The sequence below is a fragment of the Micromonospora sonneratiae genome, from assembly GCF_042679305.1.
Classification (GTDB): domain Bacteria; phylum Actinomycetota; class Actinomycetes; order Mycobacteriales; family Micromonosporaceae; genus Micromonospora_H; species Micromonospora_H sonneratiae.
The window spans coordinates 171,064-188,800 of the sequence record NZ_JBHTMP010000004.1 but is presented as its reverse complement, the minus strand read 5'-3'; the positions used below and the strand labels follow the sequence as shown (position 1 = coordinate 188,800).

At 70.4% G+C, this 17,737-nt stretch carries 15 protein-coding genes; 12 read left to right on the top strand and 3 right to left on the bottom strand.

Features of this window, described 5'->3' with window-relative positions:
- The first annotated feature begins 33 nt into the window (after positions 1-33).
- From ACFQ4H_RS04660 to ACFQ4H_RS04650, 3 genes are all read left to right on the top strand, one after another.
- Positions 34-153, top strand: coding sequence for a SapB/AmfS family lanthipeptide (locus ACFQ4H_RS04660; RefSeq protein WP_377567315.1), 120 nt, complete (start codon positions 34-36; stop codon positions 151-153).
- 70 nt (positions 154-223) lie between these two features.
- Positions 224-1,993, top strand: a complete 1,770-nt coding sequence (locus ACFQ4H_RS04655) for an ABC transporter ATP-binding protein (RefSeq protein ID WP_377567313.1) — start codon at positions 224-226, stop codon at positions 1,991-1,993.
- Positions 1,990-3,888 carry an ATP-binding cassette domain-containing protein gene (locus ACFQ4H_RS04650; RefSeq protein WP_377567311.1) on the top strand — a complete coding sequence of 633 codons (1,899 nt, stop codon included), beginning with the start codon at positions 1,990-1,992 and terminating at the stop codon, positions 3,886-3,888. The genes ACFQ4H_RS04655 and ACFQ4H_RS04650 overlap by 4 nt, the downstream gene beginning before the upstream one ends.
- Here the strand turns inward: ACFQ4H_RS04650 and ACFQ4H_RS04645 are convergent.
- Positions 3,781-4,383, bottom strand: coding sequence for a response regulator transcription factor (locus tag ACFQ4H_RS04645; RefSeq protein ID WP_377567309.1), 603 nt, complete (start codon positions 4,381-4,383; stop codon positions 3,781-3,783). The two genes, ACFQ4H_RS04650 and ACFQ4H_RS04645, sit on opposite strands and share 108 nt — an antisense overlap.
- Positions 4,384-4,506: 123 nt before the next feature.
- On the bottom strand, positions 4,507-5,112 hold the full coding sequence (locus ACFQ4H_RS04640; RefSeq protein ID WP_377567307.1) for a response regulator transcription factor: 606 nt from the start codon (positions 5,110-5,112) through the stop codon (positions 4,507-4,509).
- A 635-nt stretch (positions 5,113-5,747) separates the two neighbouring features.
- Here ACFQ4H_RS04640 and ACFQ4H_RS04635 point away from each other — a divergent pair.
- The 7 genes from ACFQ4H_RS04635 to ACFQ4H_RS04605 all read left to right on the top strand — a co-directional run bounded on the left by ACFQ4H_RS04635 (position 5,748) and on the right by ACFQ4H_RS04605 (position 13,726).
- Entirely contained in the window at positions 5,748-7,142 is a 1,395-nt protein-coding gene (locus ACFQ4H_RS04635; RefSeq protein ID WP_377567305.1) for a cytochrome P450, read from the top strand.
- A complete protein-coding gene (locus tag ACFQ4H_RS04630) occupies positions 7,139-8,062 on the top strand; it encodes a terpene synthase family protein (RefSeq protein WP_377567303.1) in 924 nt (307 codons plus the stop codon). Before ACFQ4H_RS04635 ends, ACFQ4H_RS04630 begins: the two co-directional genes overlap by 4 nt.
- The gene (locus ACFQ4H_RS04625) at positions 8,059-9,702 is read left to right on the top strand and encodes a prenyltransferase/squalene oxidase repeat-containing protein (protein WP_377567301.1); all 1,644 of its coding nucleotides are present in this window, start codon (positions 8,059-8,061) and stop codon (positions 9,700-9,702) included. Before ACFQ4H_RS04630 ends, ACFQ4H_RS04625 begins: the two co-directional genes overlap by 4 nt.
- A gap of 159 nt (positions 9,703-9,861) precedes the next feature.
- Positions 9,862-12,258, top strand: a complete 2,397-nt coding sequence (locus ACFQ4H_RS04620) for a sensor histidine kinase (RefSeq protein ID WP_377567299.1) — start codon at positions 9,862-9,864, stop codon at positions 12,256-12,258.
- A gap of 47 nt (positions 12,259-12,305) precedes the next feature.
- Entirely contained in the window at positions 12,306-12,725 is a 420-nt protein-coding gene (locus ACFQ4H_RS04615; RefSeq protein ID WP_377567297.1) for a roadblock/LC7 domain-containing protein, read from the top strand.
- Positions 12,726-12,738: 13 nt separating this feature from the next.
- The gene (locus ACFQ4H_RS04610; RefSeq protein WP_377567295.1) at positions 12,739-13,125 is read left to right on the top strand and encodes a DUF742 domain-containing protein; all 387 of its coding nucleotides are present in this window, start codon (positions 12,739-12,741) and stop codon (positions 13,123-13,125) included.
- Positions 13,106-13,726: a GTP-binding protein gene (locus ACFQ4H_RS04605; protein ID WP_377567293.1), complete on the top strand. Its 621-nt coding sequence runs from the start codon at positions 13,106-13,108 to the stop codon at positions 13,724-13,726. The genes ACFQ4H_RS04610 and ACFQ4H_RS04605 overlap by 20 nt, the downstream gene beginning before the upstream one ends.
- Before the next feature lie 33 nt (positions 13,727-13,759).
- Here the strand turns inward: ACFQ4H_RS04605 and ACFQ4H_RS04600 are convergent, their stop codons facing one another.
- A complete protein-coding gene (locus ACFQ4H_RS04600) occupies positions 13,760-14,809 on the bottom strand; it encodes a linear amide C-N hydrolase (protein WP_377567291.1) in 1,050 nt (349 codons plus the stop codon).
- Between the two features lie 90 nt (positions 14,810-14,899).
- Between ACFQ4H_RS04600 and ACFQ4H_RS04595 the strand changes: the two genes are divergently transcribed.
- Together ACFQ4H_RS04595 and ACFQ4H_RS04590 are read left to right on the top strand one after the other, a co-directional pair.
- The gene (locus tag ACFQ4H_RS04595; protein ID WP_377567289.1) at positions 14,900-17,248 is read left to right on the top strand and encodes a hypothetical protein; all 2,349 of its coding nucleotides are present in this window, start codon (positions 14,900-14,902) and stop codon (positions 17,246-17,248) included.
- 177 nt (positions 17,249-17,425) lie between these two features.
- Entirely contained in the window at positions 17,426-17,728 is a 303-nt protein-coding gene (locus ACFQ4H_RS04590) for a PE domain-containing protein (RefSeq protein WP_377567287.1), read from the top strand.
- Positions 17,729-17,737 lie beyond the last annotated feature (9 nt).

Genomic DNA, 17,737 nt, shown 5'->3' with positions numbered 1-17,737 from the left:
ACCGTGACGACATCGAGAAGGAGGTGACACGACATGGCGCTTCTGGACCTTCAGGGCCTGGAGCTGGCCGCTGCCGACCGGGGTGGCGACGGCAGCCGGGCGAGCCTGCTGCTCTGCGGTGACAGCTCGCTTTCCCTGGTGACCTGCAACTGAGCAGGTCACGTACGGGTGCCCGGGGTGGGTTGGTCCCACCCCGGGCACCAACTCGCAACCGGAGGGCAGGATGGACGTGCCCGCAGATGGTGACCGGCTGCTACGCCAGGTCATCCGCTACGGCGGGGGGTGGACCACGACCCTCGCCGCCACCGCCCTCGTCGGGGCGGCAGCCGAACTGACCCTGCCCGCCGTACTCGGCCTCGCGGTGGACGCCGCGCTCGGTGACAGCGGTGCCGGGTGGCTGGCCCTGGCCGGCGGCCTACTGCTCCTGATCATGGCCACCGACACCCTCGGTGACCTCGCCGGCGGCTACAGCACCGCACGCGCCGTCGCCCGGCTACGGCACCACCTGGTACGGCACCTGCTGATGCTCGATCCCCGTACCGCCGCCCGCTATCCGGTCGGCGACCTGGTCACCCGCATCGTCGGGCCGGCCGCCGACGCCGGACAGGCCGGCGTCACGGTCGTCTTCGGACTCATCGCCCTCCTTCCCCCGGTGGGCAGCGTCGTCGCGTTGACGCTGCTGGAACCGTGGCTGGGAGTCACCTTCCTCCTCGGGCTGGTGCTGTTGGCGGTGCTCATGCGGGCGTTCGTCGTCGACGCCTCCGCCGCCGTAGCCGGCTATCAGCAGACCCAGGGCGTGATCGCCGGTCGGCTGCTGGAGGCACTGGGCGGCACCCGGACCATCGCCGCCGCCGGCACCGTACGCCAGGAGGTCGAGCGGGTGCTGGACCCTCTGCCGCAGCTACGTCGACACGGCCAGCGGACCTGGTCGACCCTGGCCCGGGCGACCACCCGGAACGCCTCGGTGGCACCACTGTCCCAACTGTCGATCGTCGCGGTCGGCGGATGGTCGGTGTCGGCCGGCTGGCTCACCCCCGGTCAGCTCTTCGCAGCCGTCCAGTACGCCGCGCTCGGCGCCGGCCTCGGTGCCGTCGTCGCGACGCTCAACCGGCTGGTACGTACCCGTGCCGGAGCACGACGGGTGCAGCAGCTACTCGGCGAACCGGCCCAACCCCACGGCCGGGAGACCCTGTCCGGTGGCGACGGCACCCTGACGCTGCACGGCGTGACCGTACTCGGCGACGGCGACCGTCCCGTCCTGGACCGGGTCGACCTGTGTGTTCCCGGTGGCACGACCCTGGCCGTGGTGGGCCGGTCCGGGGCCGGCAAGTCGACCCTGGCGGCCGTGGCTGGGCGGTTGCGCGATCCGGATGCCGGTACGGTGCTGCTCGACGGTGTCGCGCTGCCCCGGCTGAGCCGGGCGGCACTGCGTGACGCGATCGGCTACGGATTCGAACGGCCGGTCCTGGTTGGTGACACCATCGCCGACGTGCTTCGCCTCGGCGACGGCACCCGGTCCCCGGGCACCGGGTGGTCCCCCGCCGACCTGCGTCGCGCCACCGGCGCCGCCGCCATCGACGACTTCGTCGAACGCCTGCCACACGGCTACCGGACCCGGACGGCCGACGTGCCGATGTCCGGCGGTCAGGCCCAACGGCTGGGCCTGGCCCGGGCGTTGTCCGCCCGACGCCTGCTGATCCTCGACGACGCGACCTCCAGCGTGGACACCGTCACCGAGCACCGGATGGCGCAGGCGGTGACCGCGCACCTCGACGGTCGTACCCGGTTGATCGTGACGCACCGCGCGGCGACCGCAGCAGCGGCCGACCTGGTGGCCTGGCTGGACTCCGGGCGGCTTCGGGCATCCGGACACCATCGCGACCTGTGGGCGGATCCGGCCTACCGGGCCATCTTCCTGCCGCCCGCGGAGACCGCCCGGGTTCCGGCAACGCCGGATCGGCCAGGTCCGCCGACCGGGCAGGGGCAGCCATGAATTCGACCAGTGTCCGGCGGGTGACCATCGGGGCGTTGCGTGACGCGGGTGGTTCCCTCGGCCGGCTGGCGGTGTGGTCGGTGGTGGAGGCGCTACCCGCGCTGCTCATCGGCTACGCGACCGCCCGGGCGCTGGACGACGGATTCCTCGCCGGTCGACCTGCCACCGGGCTGGCCTGGCTCGGTCTGCTGGCCGTCGCGGTCGGGTTCGGGGCGGTGGGTGCGGGCCGGGCGTACGCCTGCCTCGGTGACGTCGTGGAGCCGTTCCGCGACGAACTGGTCCGCCGGGTGGTCGGCGGGGCGCTGGACCGCTCCACGAGTTCCGGGGCCCGCCCCGACACCGCTGCCGTGGCCCGGCTCACGCATCAGGTGGAGATCGTTCGTGACACCTTCGCCGGCCTGGTCATGGTGGTACGCGGGTTCCTCTTCGCCGCCGGTTCGGCGCTGTTGGGCCTGCTCGCCCTGGCCCCGGTCGTGACCGTGTTGGTCGTAGCGCCGCTGGTCGCCGCGTTGGCCCTGTTCGCCGCCACCCTGCCGGCCATGGTGGCCCACCATCGGGCCTACGTACGGGCCGACGAGCGGTTGGGCGAGTCGGCCAGCAACGCGCTGACCGGGCACCGGGACGTGGTGGCCTGCGGTGGGCAGGAACGGGTCGCCAGCGGGGTCGGTGGGCACATCGACGGACAGGCCGACGCCGAGCGGGCGTTGGCCCGGATGGCCGCCCTGCGTAGCCTGACCCTGTCGCTGGGCGGCTGGCTGCCGTTGGGGCTCCTGCTCCTGGCGGCCCCCTGGCTGGTGCGGCAGGGACTCACCGCCGGCGCAGTCCTCGGTGCGCTGTTGTACGTCTGCACCGGCCTGCAGCCGGCACTGCACACCCTGGTACGCGGAATCGCCGGCGGCGGACTACGGTTCGTGGTGACCCTAGACCGGGTCCTGCGCGCCTCGACGCCGCCCACCGACGACGGGCCCACCCACGACAGGCCCACCCACGACGAGCCCACCCACGACAGGCCCACCGGCCGCAGCGCTCCGGCGACCGTCACCACCCGGACTGCGGTCACCTCCCGCCCCGCCTGGGCGGTCGAGCTGCGGTCGGTCACCTTCCGCTACGGTCCCCACGCCCGCCCGGTCCTCGACGACCTGGACCTGACGCTGTCGCACGGAGACCATCTGGCCGTGGTCGGCCCCAGCGGAGCCGGCAAGTCGACGCTGGCCGCCGTGCTGGCCGGGCTGCTGCACCCGCAGCACGGAACGGTACGCCTCGCCGGGGCACCGGTGACCGGAGATCCCACCCTGCCCCGGCGGCGGGTGCTGATCCCCCAGGAGGCGTACGTCTTCTCCGGTCGGCTCGTCGACAACCTGCGCTACCTGTGCCCGTCCGTCGACGAGGCCGCCATCGGATTCGCCATCGACGTGCTGGGGCTACGCCCCCTGGTGGACCGTCTGGGCGGGCCGACGGCACCGGTGGATCCATCCAATCTCTCCGCTGGCCAACGCCAACTCATCTCGGTGGTACGGGCGTACCTGTCCCCCGCGCCACTGGCGATCCTGGACGAGGCGACGTGTCACCTGGATCCGGCGGCCGAAGCGACGGTGGAATCGGCCTTCGCCGCCCGGTCCGGCACCCTCGTCGTCGTCGCTCACCGGATCAGTTCGGCGTTGCGGGCCCAGCGGGTGCTGGTCATCGACGGTGGCCGACCGGCACTGGGTACCCACGAGGATCTGCTGGACCGCTCGGCGACCTATCGTGACCTGGTCGGACACTGGCAGACCGGACCGGTCGTCCGGTCAGATCCAACCCGCGTCGCGAGCGATCCGCACCGCCTCGATCCGGGTACGCGCACCCGCCTTGCCGGCGATCCGGGACAGGTGGTTGCGTACCGTCCCGGGAGATAGGGCGAGCTTGGCGGCGATCTCCACCACCGGGCAGCCTTCCGCCGCTACGGTGAGGACCTCCACCTCCCGGCCGGTCAACGGGTTCCTCCTGGTCAGGGCGGCGGCGACCAGTTCGGCATCGACGACCAGTTCGCCCCGGAAGAGCCGGCGTACGGCGTCGACCACCCGCTGCGGAGCGACGTGGTGACCGAGGAAGCCGACGGTACGGCCGGGCGCGCGTAGAGCCTCACGAAGCGCATGCGACCGGCGCGGGTCGGCCAGCACCAGGACCGGGCACCGGTGACCGGGCGGCGCCTGCCGTTCGGGTGGGCGGCCGGCGCCGTAGAGATCCAGGTCCACAATGGCGACGTCCGGCCGTTGGGACCACATCGCCGGGCCGATCTGTTCGGACCGGTCAAGTTCCGCCACCACGTCGATGTCGTCCTGCGTGCCCAGCACGAACGCCAGCGCTCCCCGTACCAGCGCACCGTCGAGCGCAAGCAGAGTCCGGATCACGGTCCCCCCAGCGACTTCGTAACGGGAACATCACCATGCGTCAACATTTAAACATGGGGTGCTGCCGGCCGCCCGGCAAGCGCGACCCGGCCCAGCAGCGATCCCGTGATGCCCGCCGAAACGCTAGAACCATCCGGCGCGCTGGGCATGCCGGACGGCCTCCAGCCGGTTACGGGTACCCGTCTTGCGGAGGATCGTCGACAGATGGTTGCGCACCGTGCCGTGGGCCAGATGGAGCCGACCGGCGATCTCCTTCAACGGCAGCCCCTCGGCCACGGCTCGCAGCACCTCCCGCTCGCGCCCGGTCAACGGGCCCTCCGACGGGGTCAGCGCGGCAACCGCCGCAACCGGGTCGACCACCAGCTCTCCGGTCGCCACGGTCCGTACCAGCCGGGCCAGTTCCGCGGGTGGCAGGTCCTTGCCGACGAACCCCCGTACGCCCACCCGCAGCGCCTCCCGCAGCACCTCCGGTCTTCGTCGGGTGCTCAGCGCCAGCACCGCACAGCCGGGAACCTTCGCCCCGAACCGCCGGATCACCGACATCGCGTCGGTTCCGGACAGGTCAACGTCGATCACCAGGACGTCGGGCCGCAGGTCCCGCAGGACGCCGACCAGCCCGGTCCGCCCCGGCAGGTCCGCGACGACCTCCAGGTCGGCCTCATTCGACAGCACCGCGCGGAGCGCTCCGCGTAGCAGTCCCATCTCCTCGACGAGTACGACACGGATCACCCGGTCTTCTCCGATCTCGATCGCGGCTTCACCACCGGCTCGACTCCGATTCCCGTACCGGATTCGCACCGGTTCGGCTCCGCGACCCGGCGTCGGCGAAGCGGCCAGCGATCGCACGGTCGGCACTTCACCCGGCTCCACCACAGCCGGTCGCCCCGACGCGGCAGCGGGCGACCTCCACAGGACGGGTACGGAAGGATCCCGGGCCTCCCGTCGACGGGACCACCGACAACTCATGCCACATAGGATCGTAACTCTCCGTGGATGGAGCATCAGTTCGACATCGTATCGGCGGAGCCGCACGCTCGCCCGTCGTACGTGATCCGCTACCTGATCAAAGCGCGGTCGACGGTACGGCGGCGGCAGCCCCGGCACGACACGATCTCCTCACCGCCTGTACACCGACGGGTCGTAACACGTCCGAAATCGCTGGTCCACCGGCCGGCCACTCGTCCGATGATCCAGGCCGTTCGGATGAGATTCCACGCTCCTTGATCTAGCGCTACCCGTCGGATGGTGGCATGCTCGCCCAGGATCGCTACCCCGAGCGTCTGATCTGCTACGGGCTGGTCGAGCCGTGGCGAACGGCTCACGCCTTGACACAGAGGACTGAGCGAAGAGGAGACATGGTCACGGTGCCCGACGCTGAGGCGAAGCCCGCAGGCACTTCGGAACTCGGCGAAGCGAAGTCCCCGCCGCCGCATCGGTTGCTCCCCCGCCTGGCACGCGACCCGCACCAGACCCTGATCGATCTCGGCAACCAGGCCGGCGGCGCCCTGCTCCGGCTGGACCTGGGTCTGTTCCGTCCGTACCTGGTCACCCACCCCGCGCACGTGCAGCACATCATGCGCGACAACGTCGGCAACTACACCCGGGACGGAAACAGCATGCTGTGGCGGTCGGTCCGCCGGGCCGCCGGGGACGGCATCCTCTCCGAAGGCCCCGGCTGGGTGACCAGCCGTCGCATCATGCAGCCACTGTTCACCCCGAAGCGCATCGACCCGCTGATCGAGGAGATGGCCTCGGCCGTCAGCGACGCCGTCGACGAACTCGACGAAGCCGCGCGAACCGGTCAACCGATCGACATCGCCGCCGAGTTGTCCCGCATCGTCTGCCACGCCGTCACCCGGGTCTTCTTCGCCGACAAGATCTCCGTGCCGGACGCGCTACGACTCGTGTCCGCCCAGGACACCCTGGTGACCTCCGCCAAGTCCCGGTTCCTCGTACCCTTCATGCCGGACTTCGTACCGATGCCGGGCGACCGCGCCTTCCGCGATGCGCTACACACCATCGACGAGTTGCTGCTCCCGGTGGTCCGGGAGGCCCGCCGCCGGCCCAGCGACAGCGACGACGTGGTCGCCACCCTTGGCCGGGCCCGCACCGAGGACGGCCACGAGCTCGACGAACAGCGGATGCGCGACGACGTCGTCGCCATGTTCGCGGTGACCACCGAGACCACCTACGCCGTACTGACCTGGCTGTGGCCGATCCTGGACCAGCACCCGGAGATCGCCGACCGGCTGTACGACGAGATCGAGACCGTGGTCGGGGCAGCGCCGGTCGACCGCTCGCACCTGCCGGAGCTGCGCTACACCAGGATGGTGCTGGACGAACTGCTCCGGATGTTCCCCCCGGGCTGGCTACTGCCGAGAAGGGTGATGGCCGCGGACGTCCTGGGCGGGGTCCCCCTCAAGCCGGGGGCGACGGTGATCCTCAGCCCGTACGTCACCCAGCGGATGGCCGCGTTCTGGGACCGCCCCGAGGTCTTCGACCCGGAGCGGTTCGCGCCCGACCAGCCGAAGCGGGCGCACCGCTACTCCTACTACCCCTTCGGCGGCGGCCCGCACCAGTGCATCGGTGCACACCTGTTCTCCCTGGAGGCACAGATCATCGTGGCGACCCTACTGAGCCGGTTCCGGTTCCGCCTGCGGGCGCCGGGCATCCCGGTGCCGAAGGTCGCCGCGTCGCTGCGGGTCCGGGACCGGGTCGAGATGACCCTCCTGCCGGTCAAGCGCCCGGCGGCGGCATGAGCGACACCATCCATGCGTCGCGTACCACCACCATCAACCGGACCCTTTCGGCCGCGACGGAGCAGGGACGCATGGTGGCGTTGGCCACGGCGGGCCAGCGGGATCTGCGTCGGTGCGCCGAGGCGTACCCGGAGCTGTTCCCTGCCAGACCGTTCGACCCCGCGCTGTTCAGCACGCTCACGCTGGCCACCGCCGTGTTCGCACCGGAACACACCGCGCAGGACCTCCGGATCGCCAACCGGGTCGGGCTCTGGGTCTTCGCACTCGACTGGCAGATCGACTATCTCGCCCAGGCTGCGGAGACGGTCGACGGAATCGTCGCGGCCTGCCTGTCCGTTGCCGACGGCGGCACGCCGGACCCCGGTGACCAGCTCGCGCTCTTCCTGGCCGAGGTACGCGACGACCTGGCCGGAACACCTTTCTTCCCCACCGCACGGGAGCTGTGGCGTACGGAGCTGCGGCGGATGCTGACGGCCATGGCCCGGGAATGGCACTGGGCGGCGGCCCGGGCCCGTGACGACCACGATGCGCTACCGACGTTCGAGGCGTACCTCGACAACGCGGACAGCGTGGGCGCCACGTTCGTCAACGTGTCGCACTGGATCTCGACCTGCCCGACGCTCCCGGTCGACGGGCTCGCCGGCCTGATCGCCGCCAGCCACGCGGTGCAGCGCGTGCTGCGCCTGGTCAACGATCTGGCCACGTACGAGCGTGAGGTCCGGTGGGGTGATCTGAACGCCCTGCTGCTGATGGACGACCGGGACGAGGTGACCCGGCGCGTGACGGTACTGGTCGACGGGTGTCGCCAGCAGCTTCACCGGCTGGAGCACGACTTCCCGCAGGAGGTCGCGTACCTGAGCCGGCAGATCGGTTTCAGCAGCGGTTTCTATCAGACTGGCGACTTCTGGGGCAGCTTGTGACCGGCAATCCGACCGTGTGGACCCCGCTGGAGGCTCCGGCCGCCGACGGTGACCCCGTCGCCCTCGCCGGCGACCTGCTCACCTCGATGACGCTCGACCCGTCGGGGCGGACCTCGCCATCGGTGTACGAGACCGGTCGGCTGGTGGCGCTGGCCCCCTGGCTCACCGGACATTCCGAGCGGGTGGCGTACCTGCTGGCCATGCAACGCCCGGACGGCGGCTGGGGAGCACCGGACGGCTACGGGCTGGTGCCGACGTTGAGCGCGACGGAGGCGCTCCTCGCGGCACTGAGCCGTCGCGACCCTACGGGCCGGTACGAAACCCGGCCGGCGGAGTTGGCCGCTGCGGCAGACCGTGGCCTGCGGAGACTCTTCGGCTGGCTGGCGACGCCCGCGCTGTCCATTCCGGACACTCCGGCGGCGGACCTCATCATCCCGGCGTTGACCATGTCGATCAACGAGCGGCTCCGTCGGGTCCGGGACGCCCCCGTGCCCGGGCTCGACCTGTGGCGGGGCGCGGCCCAACTGGCCCTCCCCCGGGGCATGACCCGCGCCCGGCTCGACGCGGTACGCGGCCGGGTCGCGACCGGCGCGGCGGTGCCGGAGAAGTTGCTGCACGCCTTCGAGGTCGTCGGTGACGTCGCCCGACGCGCACCCAACGTACGGCCACTGCCCGGCGGAATGATCGGCGCGTCGCCTGCGGCCACCGCCGCCTGGGTCGGTGAGCCGGGCACGGATCCAGCGGTCGGTGCCGCGATGAACTATCTCGATGCCGCCGCCCGCCGTCAGGGTGGTCCGGTCCCCTGCGCCACCCCGATCACGATCTTCGAACGCGGCTGGGTGCTGGGCGGACTGGCCCGTGCCGGCATCCCGGTGGCGATCACGCCGCCGCTGCTGCGGAGCCTGGCCACGACCCTGGGCCCGGCGGGCACCCCCACCGGTCCGGGGCTGCCCGCCGACGCGGACACCACCGCGGTCGCGCTGTACGCACTCGCCCGGCTCGGTCAGCCGGTCGATCCGGACTGCCTGTGGACGTACGAGACCGGGCCGGGCTTCTGCACCTGGCCGGGCGAGGATGGTTTCTCGATCACCACCAACGCTCACGTCCTCGAGGCTCTGGGGCAGTATCTGACCACCAGCACCGAGGTGGCACCGCGCTACCGCGCCGCAGTGGCCCGGGTGTCGGCGAGTCTGCGGGACCGTCAGGAGCCCGACGGCTCCTGGATCGACCGGTGGCACGCCTCGCCGTACTACGCGACCGCCTGCACCGTCCTGGCGCTGGACGAGTTCGGCACCGGGCCCGGAGTGGTCGACGCGGTGGACCGGGCGGTCGAGTGGGTCCTGGCCAGCCAACGGAGCGACGGCTCGTGGGGACGGTGGGCGGGCACTGTGGAGGAGACCGCGTACGCGCTACAGACGCTACTGGGCACCCGGGCACCGGTGGCCGGTCTCGGTCCGGCCGTGTCCCGGGGACACTCCTATCTACTGGCAGCCGCCGGGCAGCAGGACGACCCTCCACTGTGGCATGACAAGGATCTCTATCTGCCCACCCGGATCGCCCGTTGTGCCGTACTCGCGGCACTCCATATGGCTCGGGCCAGGCCTGATCTACTGGAAACAAAAATGTCCACACTTGCATAACGACATCGGTTGATCAGGCAGAGTTGAGGGACTCTTCGGACACTGCTAGCGTGCCCTCGTGTCCACGCGCTCAACTCGGTCATCACATCGCGGCGACCGGCGACAGCCGAGCGCAGGCCCTATTGACAAGTTGCTTAAAGCCCGGCCAGGGACGGTGTAATGGGTTCCCGCAGTACGAATCTGCGTACCAAAGTTGTAGCCCTACTGGTTTCGTTGGCCGCACTCTGGGCCTTCGCCGCGTGGGTCACGCTGCGGGACGGTTTGAATCTTCTCTGGACCGGAACGTACAGCACCAAGATCAGCCAGCCCAGTCAGCCGCTACTGCTGGAGTTGCAGGTCGAACGCCGAATGTCGGTGACCTACCTCGGCAGCCCCAACGCCCAGCGACTGGAAGCGCTGAATCTGCAACGTGAACGCACCGATAAGGTGGCGAGAGAGTTTCAGCAATCGGCACAGAGCTGGCAGACCAAACTCGCGAACAGTGCAACGCTGACCCGACGGATTAGCGAGCTGATCACGCGCCTGGAAACGCTCCCGGCAACCCGGAAGACCGTCGACGACCGCGGCCTGGACCGGGCACAGGCGGCGAAAGTCTTTAACGACGTCACCGAATCGATGTTCCGTGTCTACGACGCGATCGGTGAGCTGGACGACGACAACATCGCCGCCGACGCAGCCCTCTTCATCGAGCTTTATCAGGCACGTGAGCTGATGGCGCAGGAGGACACGCTGCTGGCCGGCGCGCTCGCCGCCGGCCGGATCAGCTCCGCCGAACTGGCCCAGTTCGCCCAGCTCGTCGGTGCGCAACGGTTCCTGTCGACCAACGCCGTGAGCCGCCTCCCCCAGACGGAGCAGGAGCACTATCGGCAGCTGGTCGAGTCCGACGCGTTCCGCCAACTCGTCACCATGGAAGACCGGATCATCCAGAGCGGGCAGCCTGGCTCGAAACCCCCGGTCGAGGCCACCGACTGGAATGCCACCGCCGACAAGGTCCTCACCGAGTTGCAGACCCTGGTACGGGTCGGCGGCGACGCGCTGGTCGAGCGCGCAGCACCGGTGGCGGTCTGGGTCATCATCCGACTCGTGCTGGCCGCCGGGCTCGGGCTGCTGGCGGTCATCGCCTCGATCGTCGTGTCGGTCACCACGGCACGCGCCCTGGTGTCCCAGCTACAACGCCTCCGCGATGCCGCGTGGCGGCTGGCTGACGAGCAGCTGCCCGGAGTGGTGGCCCGGCTCGGACGGGGCGAAAAGGTGGACGTGGCCACCGAAGCACCTCCGCTGTCCTTCGGCACCGACGAGATCGGCCAGGTCGGCCAGGCGTTCAACGCCGTACAGGAAACCGCCATCCGGACCGCGGTGGAGCAGGCCGAGCTGCGCCGGAACGTACGCGACGTCTTCCTCAGCCTCGCCCGGCGCACCCAGGCGCTCGTCCATCGGCAGCTCACCCTGCTGGACGCGATGGAACGGCGGGAGACCGACGCCGAGGAGTTGGAGGACCTGTTCCGGATCGACCACCTGGCCACCCGGATGCGACGTAACGCCGAGAACCTGATCGTGCTCTCCGGGTCGACTCCGGGGCGGGCCTGGCGGCGTAACGTGCCGATGATCGACGTCGTACGTGGCGCGACAGCCGAGGTGGAGGACTACACCCGGGTCACCGTGCTGCCCTTCGGCAACGTGGGCTTGGCCGGACGAGCAGTCAGTGACGTCATCCACCTGATCGCGGAACTGATCGAGAACGCGCTCTCCTTCTCCCCACCGCACACGACGGTCGAGGTCCGGGGCCAGATGGTGGCCAACGGCTACGCCATCGAGATCGAGGACCAGGGTCTCGGGATGAGCGAGGAGGACCTCGCCGCCGCCAACGAGCAGATCGCCAGCCAGCAGGAGTTCAACCTGGCCAACGCGGCCCGGCTCGGGCTGTTCGTGGTCAGCCGGCTCACCGAGCGGCACGGCATCCGGGCGATGTTGAAGGAGTCCTCGTACGGCGGGACGACGGCCGTGGTCCTCCTCCCGATGTCGCTGGTGACCGAGGAGCCCTCGGGCAGTTGGCCCACCGACCCCGGCAGCCGGCCGGGAGGACGGTTGCCGGCAACGGTCGCCGCCGGCGGCAACGACGTCGCCCAGACCACCGAACTTCCGTTGGTGACCGGTCCGGTCAGCGGGTCCGGGCCGGCGGCCCAGCCACGACCGACCGGGACCCGACCGACCCCGGGCCCGCACCCGGGCCCGAGGCAGCGCACTGCGGCCACACCCGATGCCGGCCCTCCGCCGCCCGACACCGCCCAGACGCCGTCCGGCCTGCCGCTACGGGTACGCCAGGCCAACCTCGCGGCCCCGTTGCGCCAGACCGAAACGCCCGCGGATGAGCCGACGACCGATACGGACGCGCCCCGGCCACCCGAGAAGATCCGCCAGATGATGAGCTCCTACCAGACCGGCACCCTTCGAGGTCGCTCGGCCGCCGCTCGCCTGCAGGACGAGGAGACCGATGTCGCGTCAGCCCCGGTCACGGAGAACGGGCCCACGTCCGGGGCTCGACCGGTAACCGACTAGCGGGTTCGCCTGCCGCGACCACGCCCCCGGAAGAAAGAGGACAACGAGTGGTGCAGAAGACAGCTTCGAGCGACCTGACCTGGTTGCTGGACGACCTGGTCGGCCGGGTCAAACAGGCCGAACGAGCGATCGTCCTGTCCGTGGACGGGCTCCTCGTGGCATCCTCCCAGGGAATGAGCCGAGACGACGCCGAACACCTGGCAGCAATGGCTGCGGGCATCCAGAGCCTGGCCCGAGGTGCCGGCAAACGGTTCGGCGGCGGACCGGTCCAGCAGACCATCATCGAGATGAAGACCTCGTTCCTGTTCGTCACCGCCGCCGGCCACGGCGCCTGCCTGGCCGTACTGGCCTCGGAGGACGCTGACGTCGGTCTCATCGCCTACGAGATGGCCATGCTCGTCACCCGTGCTGGCAAGTACCTGGGGTCACCGGCACGCAGCAGCGGTCAGCCGTCTGACGAACAGTAGCCCCGGCCCCGCCATGTCCCTCCCCGATGATCCCAAGCACGAACGCTGGGTCGATGACCATGCCGGTCCGGTTGTCCGCCCGTACGCGATGACGCGTGGACGGACCAAACCGGTCAGCGGAAACTTCGACCTCATTTCCCTGGTGATGGCCACCCGGACCGCGTCCTCGCACGAGGTTGGTCTGGGACCGGAGCACCACGCCATCGTCGGCCTCTGCCAGCGGGCGCTGTCCGTCGCCGAGGTAGCGGCGCACCTGAACCTGCCGCTGGGCACCGTCCGGGTCCTCCTCGGCGATCTGCTGGACCGACACCTCGTCCGGGTACGCGACCCCCGGCCGACGACCGCACTTCCCGACGACAGCGTATTCGAGGCAGTAATCAATGGACTACGAGCACTCTGAGGGCCCGGTCGGGACGCCGCCCGTCCCCACCGCAATCAAGATCCTCATAGCCGGTGGTTTCGGCGTCGGCAAGACCACCATGGTCGCCGCGGTCAGCGAGACCAGCCCGCTGCGTACGGAGGAGCTGCTCTCCGAACAGGGTGTCGGAATCGACAATCTCTCCGGGGTGGAGTCGAAGTCCACCACCACGGTGGCAATGGACTTCGGCCGGATCAGCATCGGCGACGACCTGGTGCTCTACCTGTTCGGCACGCCCGGACAGGACCGGTTCTGGTTCGTCTGGGACGAGCTGGCGCTCGGTGCGCTCGGCGCGGTCGTACTGGCCGACACCCGGCGACTGGCCGACTGCTTCCCGTCGATCGACTACTTCGAGCGGCAGGGCACCCCGTTCATCGTCGCGGTCAACTGCTTCGACGGCGCACGTACCTACCAGATCGACGAGGTTCGGCTGGCGCTCAACCTGGAAGCGGACGTACCCCTGGTGTTCTGCGACGCCCGGGACCGGCAGTCGAGCAAGGAGGTACTCATCACCCTGCTCCAGCACGCGATGCAGCTCCGGGAGCAGGCCCGCCGGGCCGCGCAGCCGGCCGGCTCGCCGTAGCGGCGGCCGGCGACTCCGCCCGACGGCGCAGGCTCAGTTGGACATCCGGAGCCGGTACTCGTGCACCGTCTCCCAACGCTGCCCGGTCACCACCCGCACCTCACCGGTACGCAGTTCGTAGGTGACCGACCAGCGGGTGTGTGACTGGGCGACCGCCCGCAGGATGTCCATCGCCGCCCGCGAGTCGACCCTACCGCCGGCCCGGCCCAGCGCCGTCGAGGCCGTTTCGTAGCGCCGGTCCCGGTTCCGCTGCGCCTCGTCCACATCGGCCAGCCGGATGTTGGTCAGGACCTGCCAGGACCGTTCACCGGGGAGCACCCGCATCCGACCATCGACGAACTCCACCACCGCCGAGGCACCGGTCGCGTCGGCGATCAGGTAGTGCAGGGGCGGGCCGTCGTCGAAGTCCAGGTTGTAGCGGCCGAAGACGGCCAGTGCCTCGTCCACCGTGGCCGCTTCGTCGAGCACCAGTCGCAGCACCCGTACGCTGCCCACGGTGGGCTTGTTCGGGTCCGGGGTGAGGCTGCCGGAGTCGTCGGCGGCCAGCCCCACCACCAGGCCCCGCTCGTTCATCCCGTCGAACGGCAACAGCGGCGCGTTGAGTAGTCGCCGGTCGCCGGTCGGGTCGGCACCGATCCCCAGGTAGGCCATGTCCACGATGGAGATCGAGGCATATCCGTCCGGCGGATCGGTGTGCAGTACGAGACCGGGGTTGGGATCCCAGTCGAAGTTCCGGCCGAAGAGCGGCCGATCCCGGTCTCCCGAGGCGATGAAGAGCGAGCACCCGAACGGCGACGGTGTCGGCGTCGAGGTGAGGTTGACCAGCGCGTCGTAGTCCCCGCTGTACGTCATCTCGTACAACGGCAGATCATCGACTCTGCGCAGGCTGGCCAGGGTCTTCGCGGCCTCGTCGGTGGTCTGTCGGGAGGCCAGCACGACGGTCTCCGGGCCGGCGTCGGACCGGGGCCGGGACGGGGCCCCCGAACATGCGCTGGCCGCGAGGACCGCCAGCGCCAGGCCCGCCGCCATCCACGAACTACGTCTGCCCGCGCCCCGCATCGAGCGACCAACCCGGATGTCCATCCGCCAATACTGCCCGACGCGACGTTGAACCGAGAACGGCAGTTCGTACGAACCTCTGGACGAAGGAGAACCAGTAGACGAGGGGGCATCATGACGATGACGGGACCGGCCGGAATCCCGGGCCCAAACGGGGTCGAGCTTCGGGCCGACCGGGTCGGCGTCGCGCTGGTGGTCCGCGCCGACGACAGCAGCGCGGCGCTCGCCACCGCCCTGGCCCGGACCGTTCGGAGCGAACCGGGGCGGCTGGCCGTACTGCTGGACGAGGCGCTGGGACCGGTGACCGACGACCTGGTCCGGACACTGGCCGACCTGCTCGGACCGATCGTGCCGAGGGAGTGCCGTTCGCTACGGATCTGCGCCGGCGGCATCAGCCAACCGGCGGCACAACTGCTGGCCGACCGGCTCGGCGCCGAGGTCGTCGCCACCGCTGGTGAGCTTCGGTCGCTGCCCGACGGCACGTGGTATGTCGCCACCGGTACCGGCTGGGTCCGGTTCCGCACCGACGAGCAGCCGACGCCCCTGGGTCGCCGGTTTCCCGTACCCGACTGGCAGGAGGCGCTGGCCGACGCCCCCATCGGCGGCTTCGACGACGTGGTCATCGAGGAGATTCCCGCCGGGCTATGGATACGGCGTCCCGGCCCGGTTGACCCGGACGATCTTGCGCTCGACATTCCCGTCGATGTCGACGCGCCGACCGTGCTGGTGGCCCGGCCGGGCGACCGACCGCTCCGACCGGCAGAGCTACGCCGGGCCATGTCCATCGTGCCGGCTGCCTGGCACGACCGGGTCGTGATCACCCCGTACGGCCATCCGCCGGTGACCGACGGTGAACTGGGGGAACTGGTCGCGGCCAACCTGCGACGACCGGTCCGGCTACGCGCCGGCGTCCCGGTGTCCCGGGCCGGTGGTGAACTCCGTGTCTTCGCCATCGGCGTCGACGGGCAGCCGACCTGGGCGCCGTTCGTACAGGAAATGGAGTGTCAGCCGCACCGCACCGCGCCCCGACTGCGGGACTGGGCCGGCCCGATCCGGGGCCTGCCGGTGCTTTCCGCCGGAGTACTGGCACTGGACCACCGGTGGGCGGTCGAGGTGGTGCGCTCCGGACTGTGGATCCGCGAGGTGGAACGCACCGAGGGCGGGTCGTGGATCCGTACCCTGCCGCTGGTGGCGGACCGGTGCACGGTGACCATCGGGGTGGCGGGCGACCAGACCCGGCCGCCGTGGCGGGCCATCAGCCGCCTGCTGCGTGAGCTGCCGGACGAGGCCAGGGTACGACTGCGGGTCGTGGTGCCGGCGGCGGCCAGTAAGCGGTTCGTCAACTCGGTGAGTCGTTCGTGTGCCAGCCTTCTGGGTGTCGCGCCGCAACTACTCACCCCCGACGGCACCAGCGATACGGCGTCCGGTGACGCCACAGATGCGACAGTGGTACCCGAGGTGTCCACAGCGGACATCCGATCGATGGAGGTCGGCGACGGTGCGGGACCGGCGCTCCCCGGCCGGACGAGTGTCGAGCCGACCGCTCCCGAGTCCGCGGATGCCGGGGCCCAACGGTCCCGGGGGCTGTTGTCCGGCAGACGGGGAAGCATCATCGGGATATCCGCGGTCGCGCTGGCGCTGCTGATCGTGCCCTTCGCGCTCCCCGGCCAGCATGACGCACCGCCCCCGGCACCCCCGGCCCTCGCCGACGCGGCAGCCACCTCGCCGGATCCCGGCACGGTGCTGTCCAGTGAGGACTTCACCGGTGGGGTGGACGATCCGGTCGAACCGCCGATCGTGGAGAACGCTCCGCCCACCGAACTGCCAGCCGAGCCGTCACCAACCGTCACCGCCAAGCCGCCGACTCCGACCAGCCCGGGCCGGAGTTCCGGAGGCGGCAACTCCCGGCCCGACGGCGGTAACGGGTCCGGCGACGACAGCGGCCAGACGACCCGGAAGGCACCGCCGCCCCCACCGGCGACCTTCGTCACGCTCGGCGGCGAGGACTGCCAGCACACGTCCTATCGCGGCTACTACGTCGAGGGTTCCGGCACCACGAAGAAGCCGGGTGGCTACCGCGGTGATGGCTGCAAGGGAACGTTCCGCGTCGTGCCGATGTCGGGCAGCACGAGCCGGGACAACAGGTACGTCGTGTGGTGGTTCAAGACCGGTGCGGTGTTCCAGGGCCGGTGCGGCATCGCCGTGTATGTGCCCAAGGGCAGCCGCTCCGCGGACGTCGCGGGCAGGCCCACCCACTACCAGGTCATCCGGAGCGCCGAGAACCACACCGTGACCGGCCGGTTCAGCATCGACCAGACGGCGGCGCGGGGCCGCTGGGTCTCGGTCGGCAGCTTCGGCATGAGCGGCGGGAAGATCGCGATCAAGATGCTGAACCGAGGCAGGGGCTCCGGCGACACCCGGCACGGAGCTGCCCAGGTGAAGATCAGCTGCAAGTCGAGTTGAGCAAGCCGGGCGGGGCCGGCCGGAGCCCCAAGGTCTTGCCGATATCGAGGTCACCCGGCTGTGGCAGCCACACCCGGGTGACCCGGTCCGGTGGTCGCCCCGACCCGAGCAGTACCTCCCGTTTCCGCTTCCCTTCCAGGTCGCCGATCCCCCGGCTCCCACCCTTTGGAGGTCCCGATGACCAATCCTTTCCTCTCCGTCGATCCGAAGGCGCTGGCCGACGCCGGTCGGACACTCGAAGACCCGGCCAAGCGACTACGCAACGCGGTCATCGCCTTCGACACAGCCGCTGCCGAGGCCGGCCCCAACCCATGGGGTAACGACGAGATCGGGCAGCAGTTCGGTGCCGCCTACAACCGGGAGGCACCCAAGGTGATCACCGCAATCCACGATCTGGCGGACAGCGCCGACAACATCAACGACAAGGTCAACGTGATGGCCGGCAACTACACCGACACCGAAGACGCGAACTCGAACTGAGGCTCGATC

Bases quoted from the DNA above. Each gene is read 5' to 3' on its own strand.
- ACFQ4H_RS04660 (WP_377567315.1), top strand. From the start codon at position 34: ATGGCGCTTCTGGACCTTCAGGGCCTGGAGCTGGCCGCTGCCGACCGG.
- ACFQ4H_RS04655 (WP_377567313.1), top strand. From the start codon at position 224: ATGGACGTGCCCGCAGATGGTGACCGGCTGCTACGCCAGGTCATCCGC.
- ACFQ4H_RS04650 (WP_377567311.1), top strand. From the start codon at position 1,990: ATGAATTCGACCAGTGTCCGGCGGGTGACCATCGGGGCGTTGCGTGAC.
- ACFQ4H_RS04630 (WP_377567303.1), top strand. From the start codon at position 7,139: ATGAGCGACACCATCCATGCGTCGCGTACCACCACCATCAACCGGACC.
- ACFQ4H_RS04620 (WP_377567299.1), top strand. From the start codon at position 9,862: ATGGGTTCCCGCAGTACGAATCTGCGTACCAAAGTTGTAGCCCTACTG.
- ACFQ4H_RS04610 (WP_377567295.1), top strand. From the start codon at position 12,739: ATGTCCCTCCCCGATGATCCCAAGCACGAACGCTGGGTCGATGACCAT.
- ACFQ4H_RS04605 (WP_377567293.1), top strand. From the start codon at position 13,106: ATGGACTACGAGCACTCTGAGGGCCCGGTCGGGACGCCGCCCGTCCCC.
- ACFQ4H_RS04600 (WP_377567291.1), bottom strand. From the start codon at position 14,809: ATGGACATCCGGGTTGGTCGCTCGATGCGGGGCGCGGGCAGACGTAGT.
- ACFQ4H_RS04595 (WP_377567289.1), top strand. From the start codon at position 14,900: ATGACGATGACGGGACCGGCCGGAATCCCGGGCCCAAACGGGGTCGAG.
- ACFQ4H_RS04590 (WP_377567287.1), top strand. From the start codon at position 17,426: ATGACCAATCCTTTCCTCTCCGTCGATCCGAAGGCGCTGGCCGACGCC.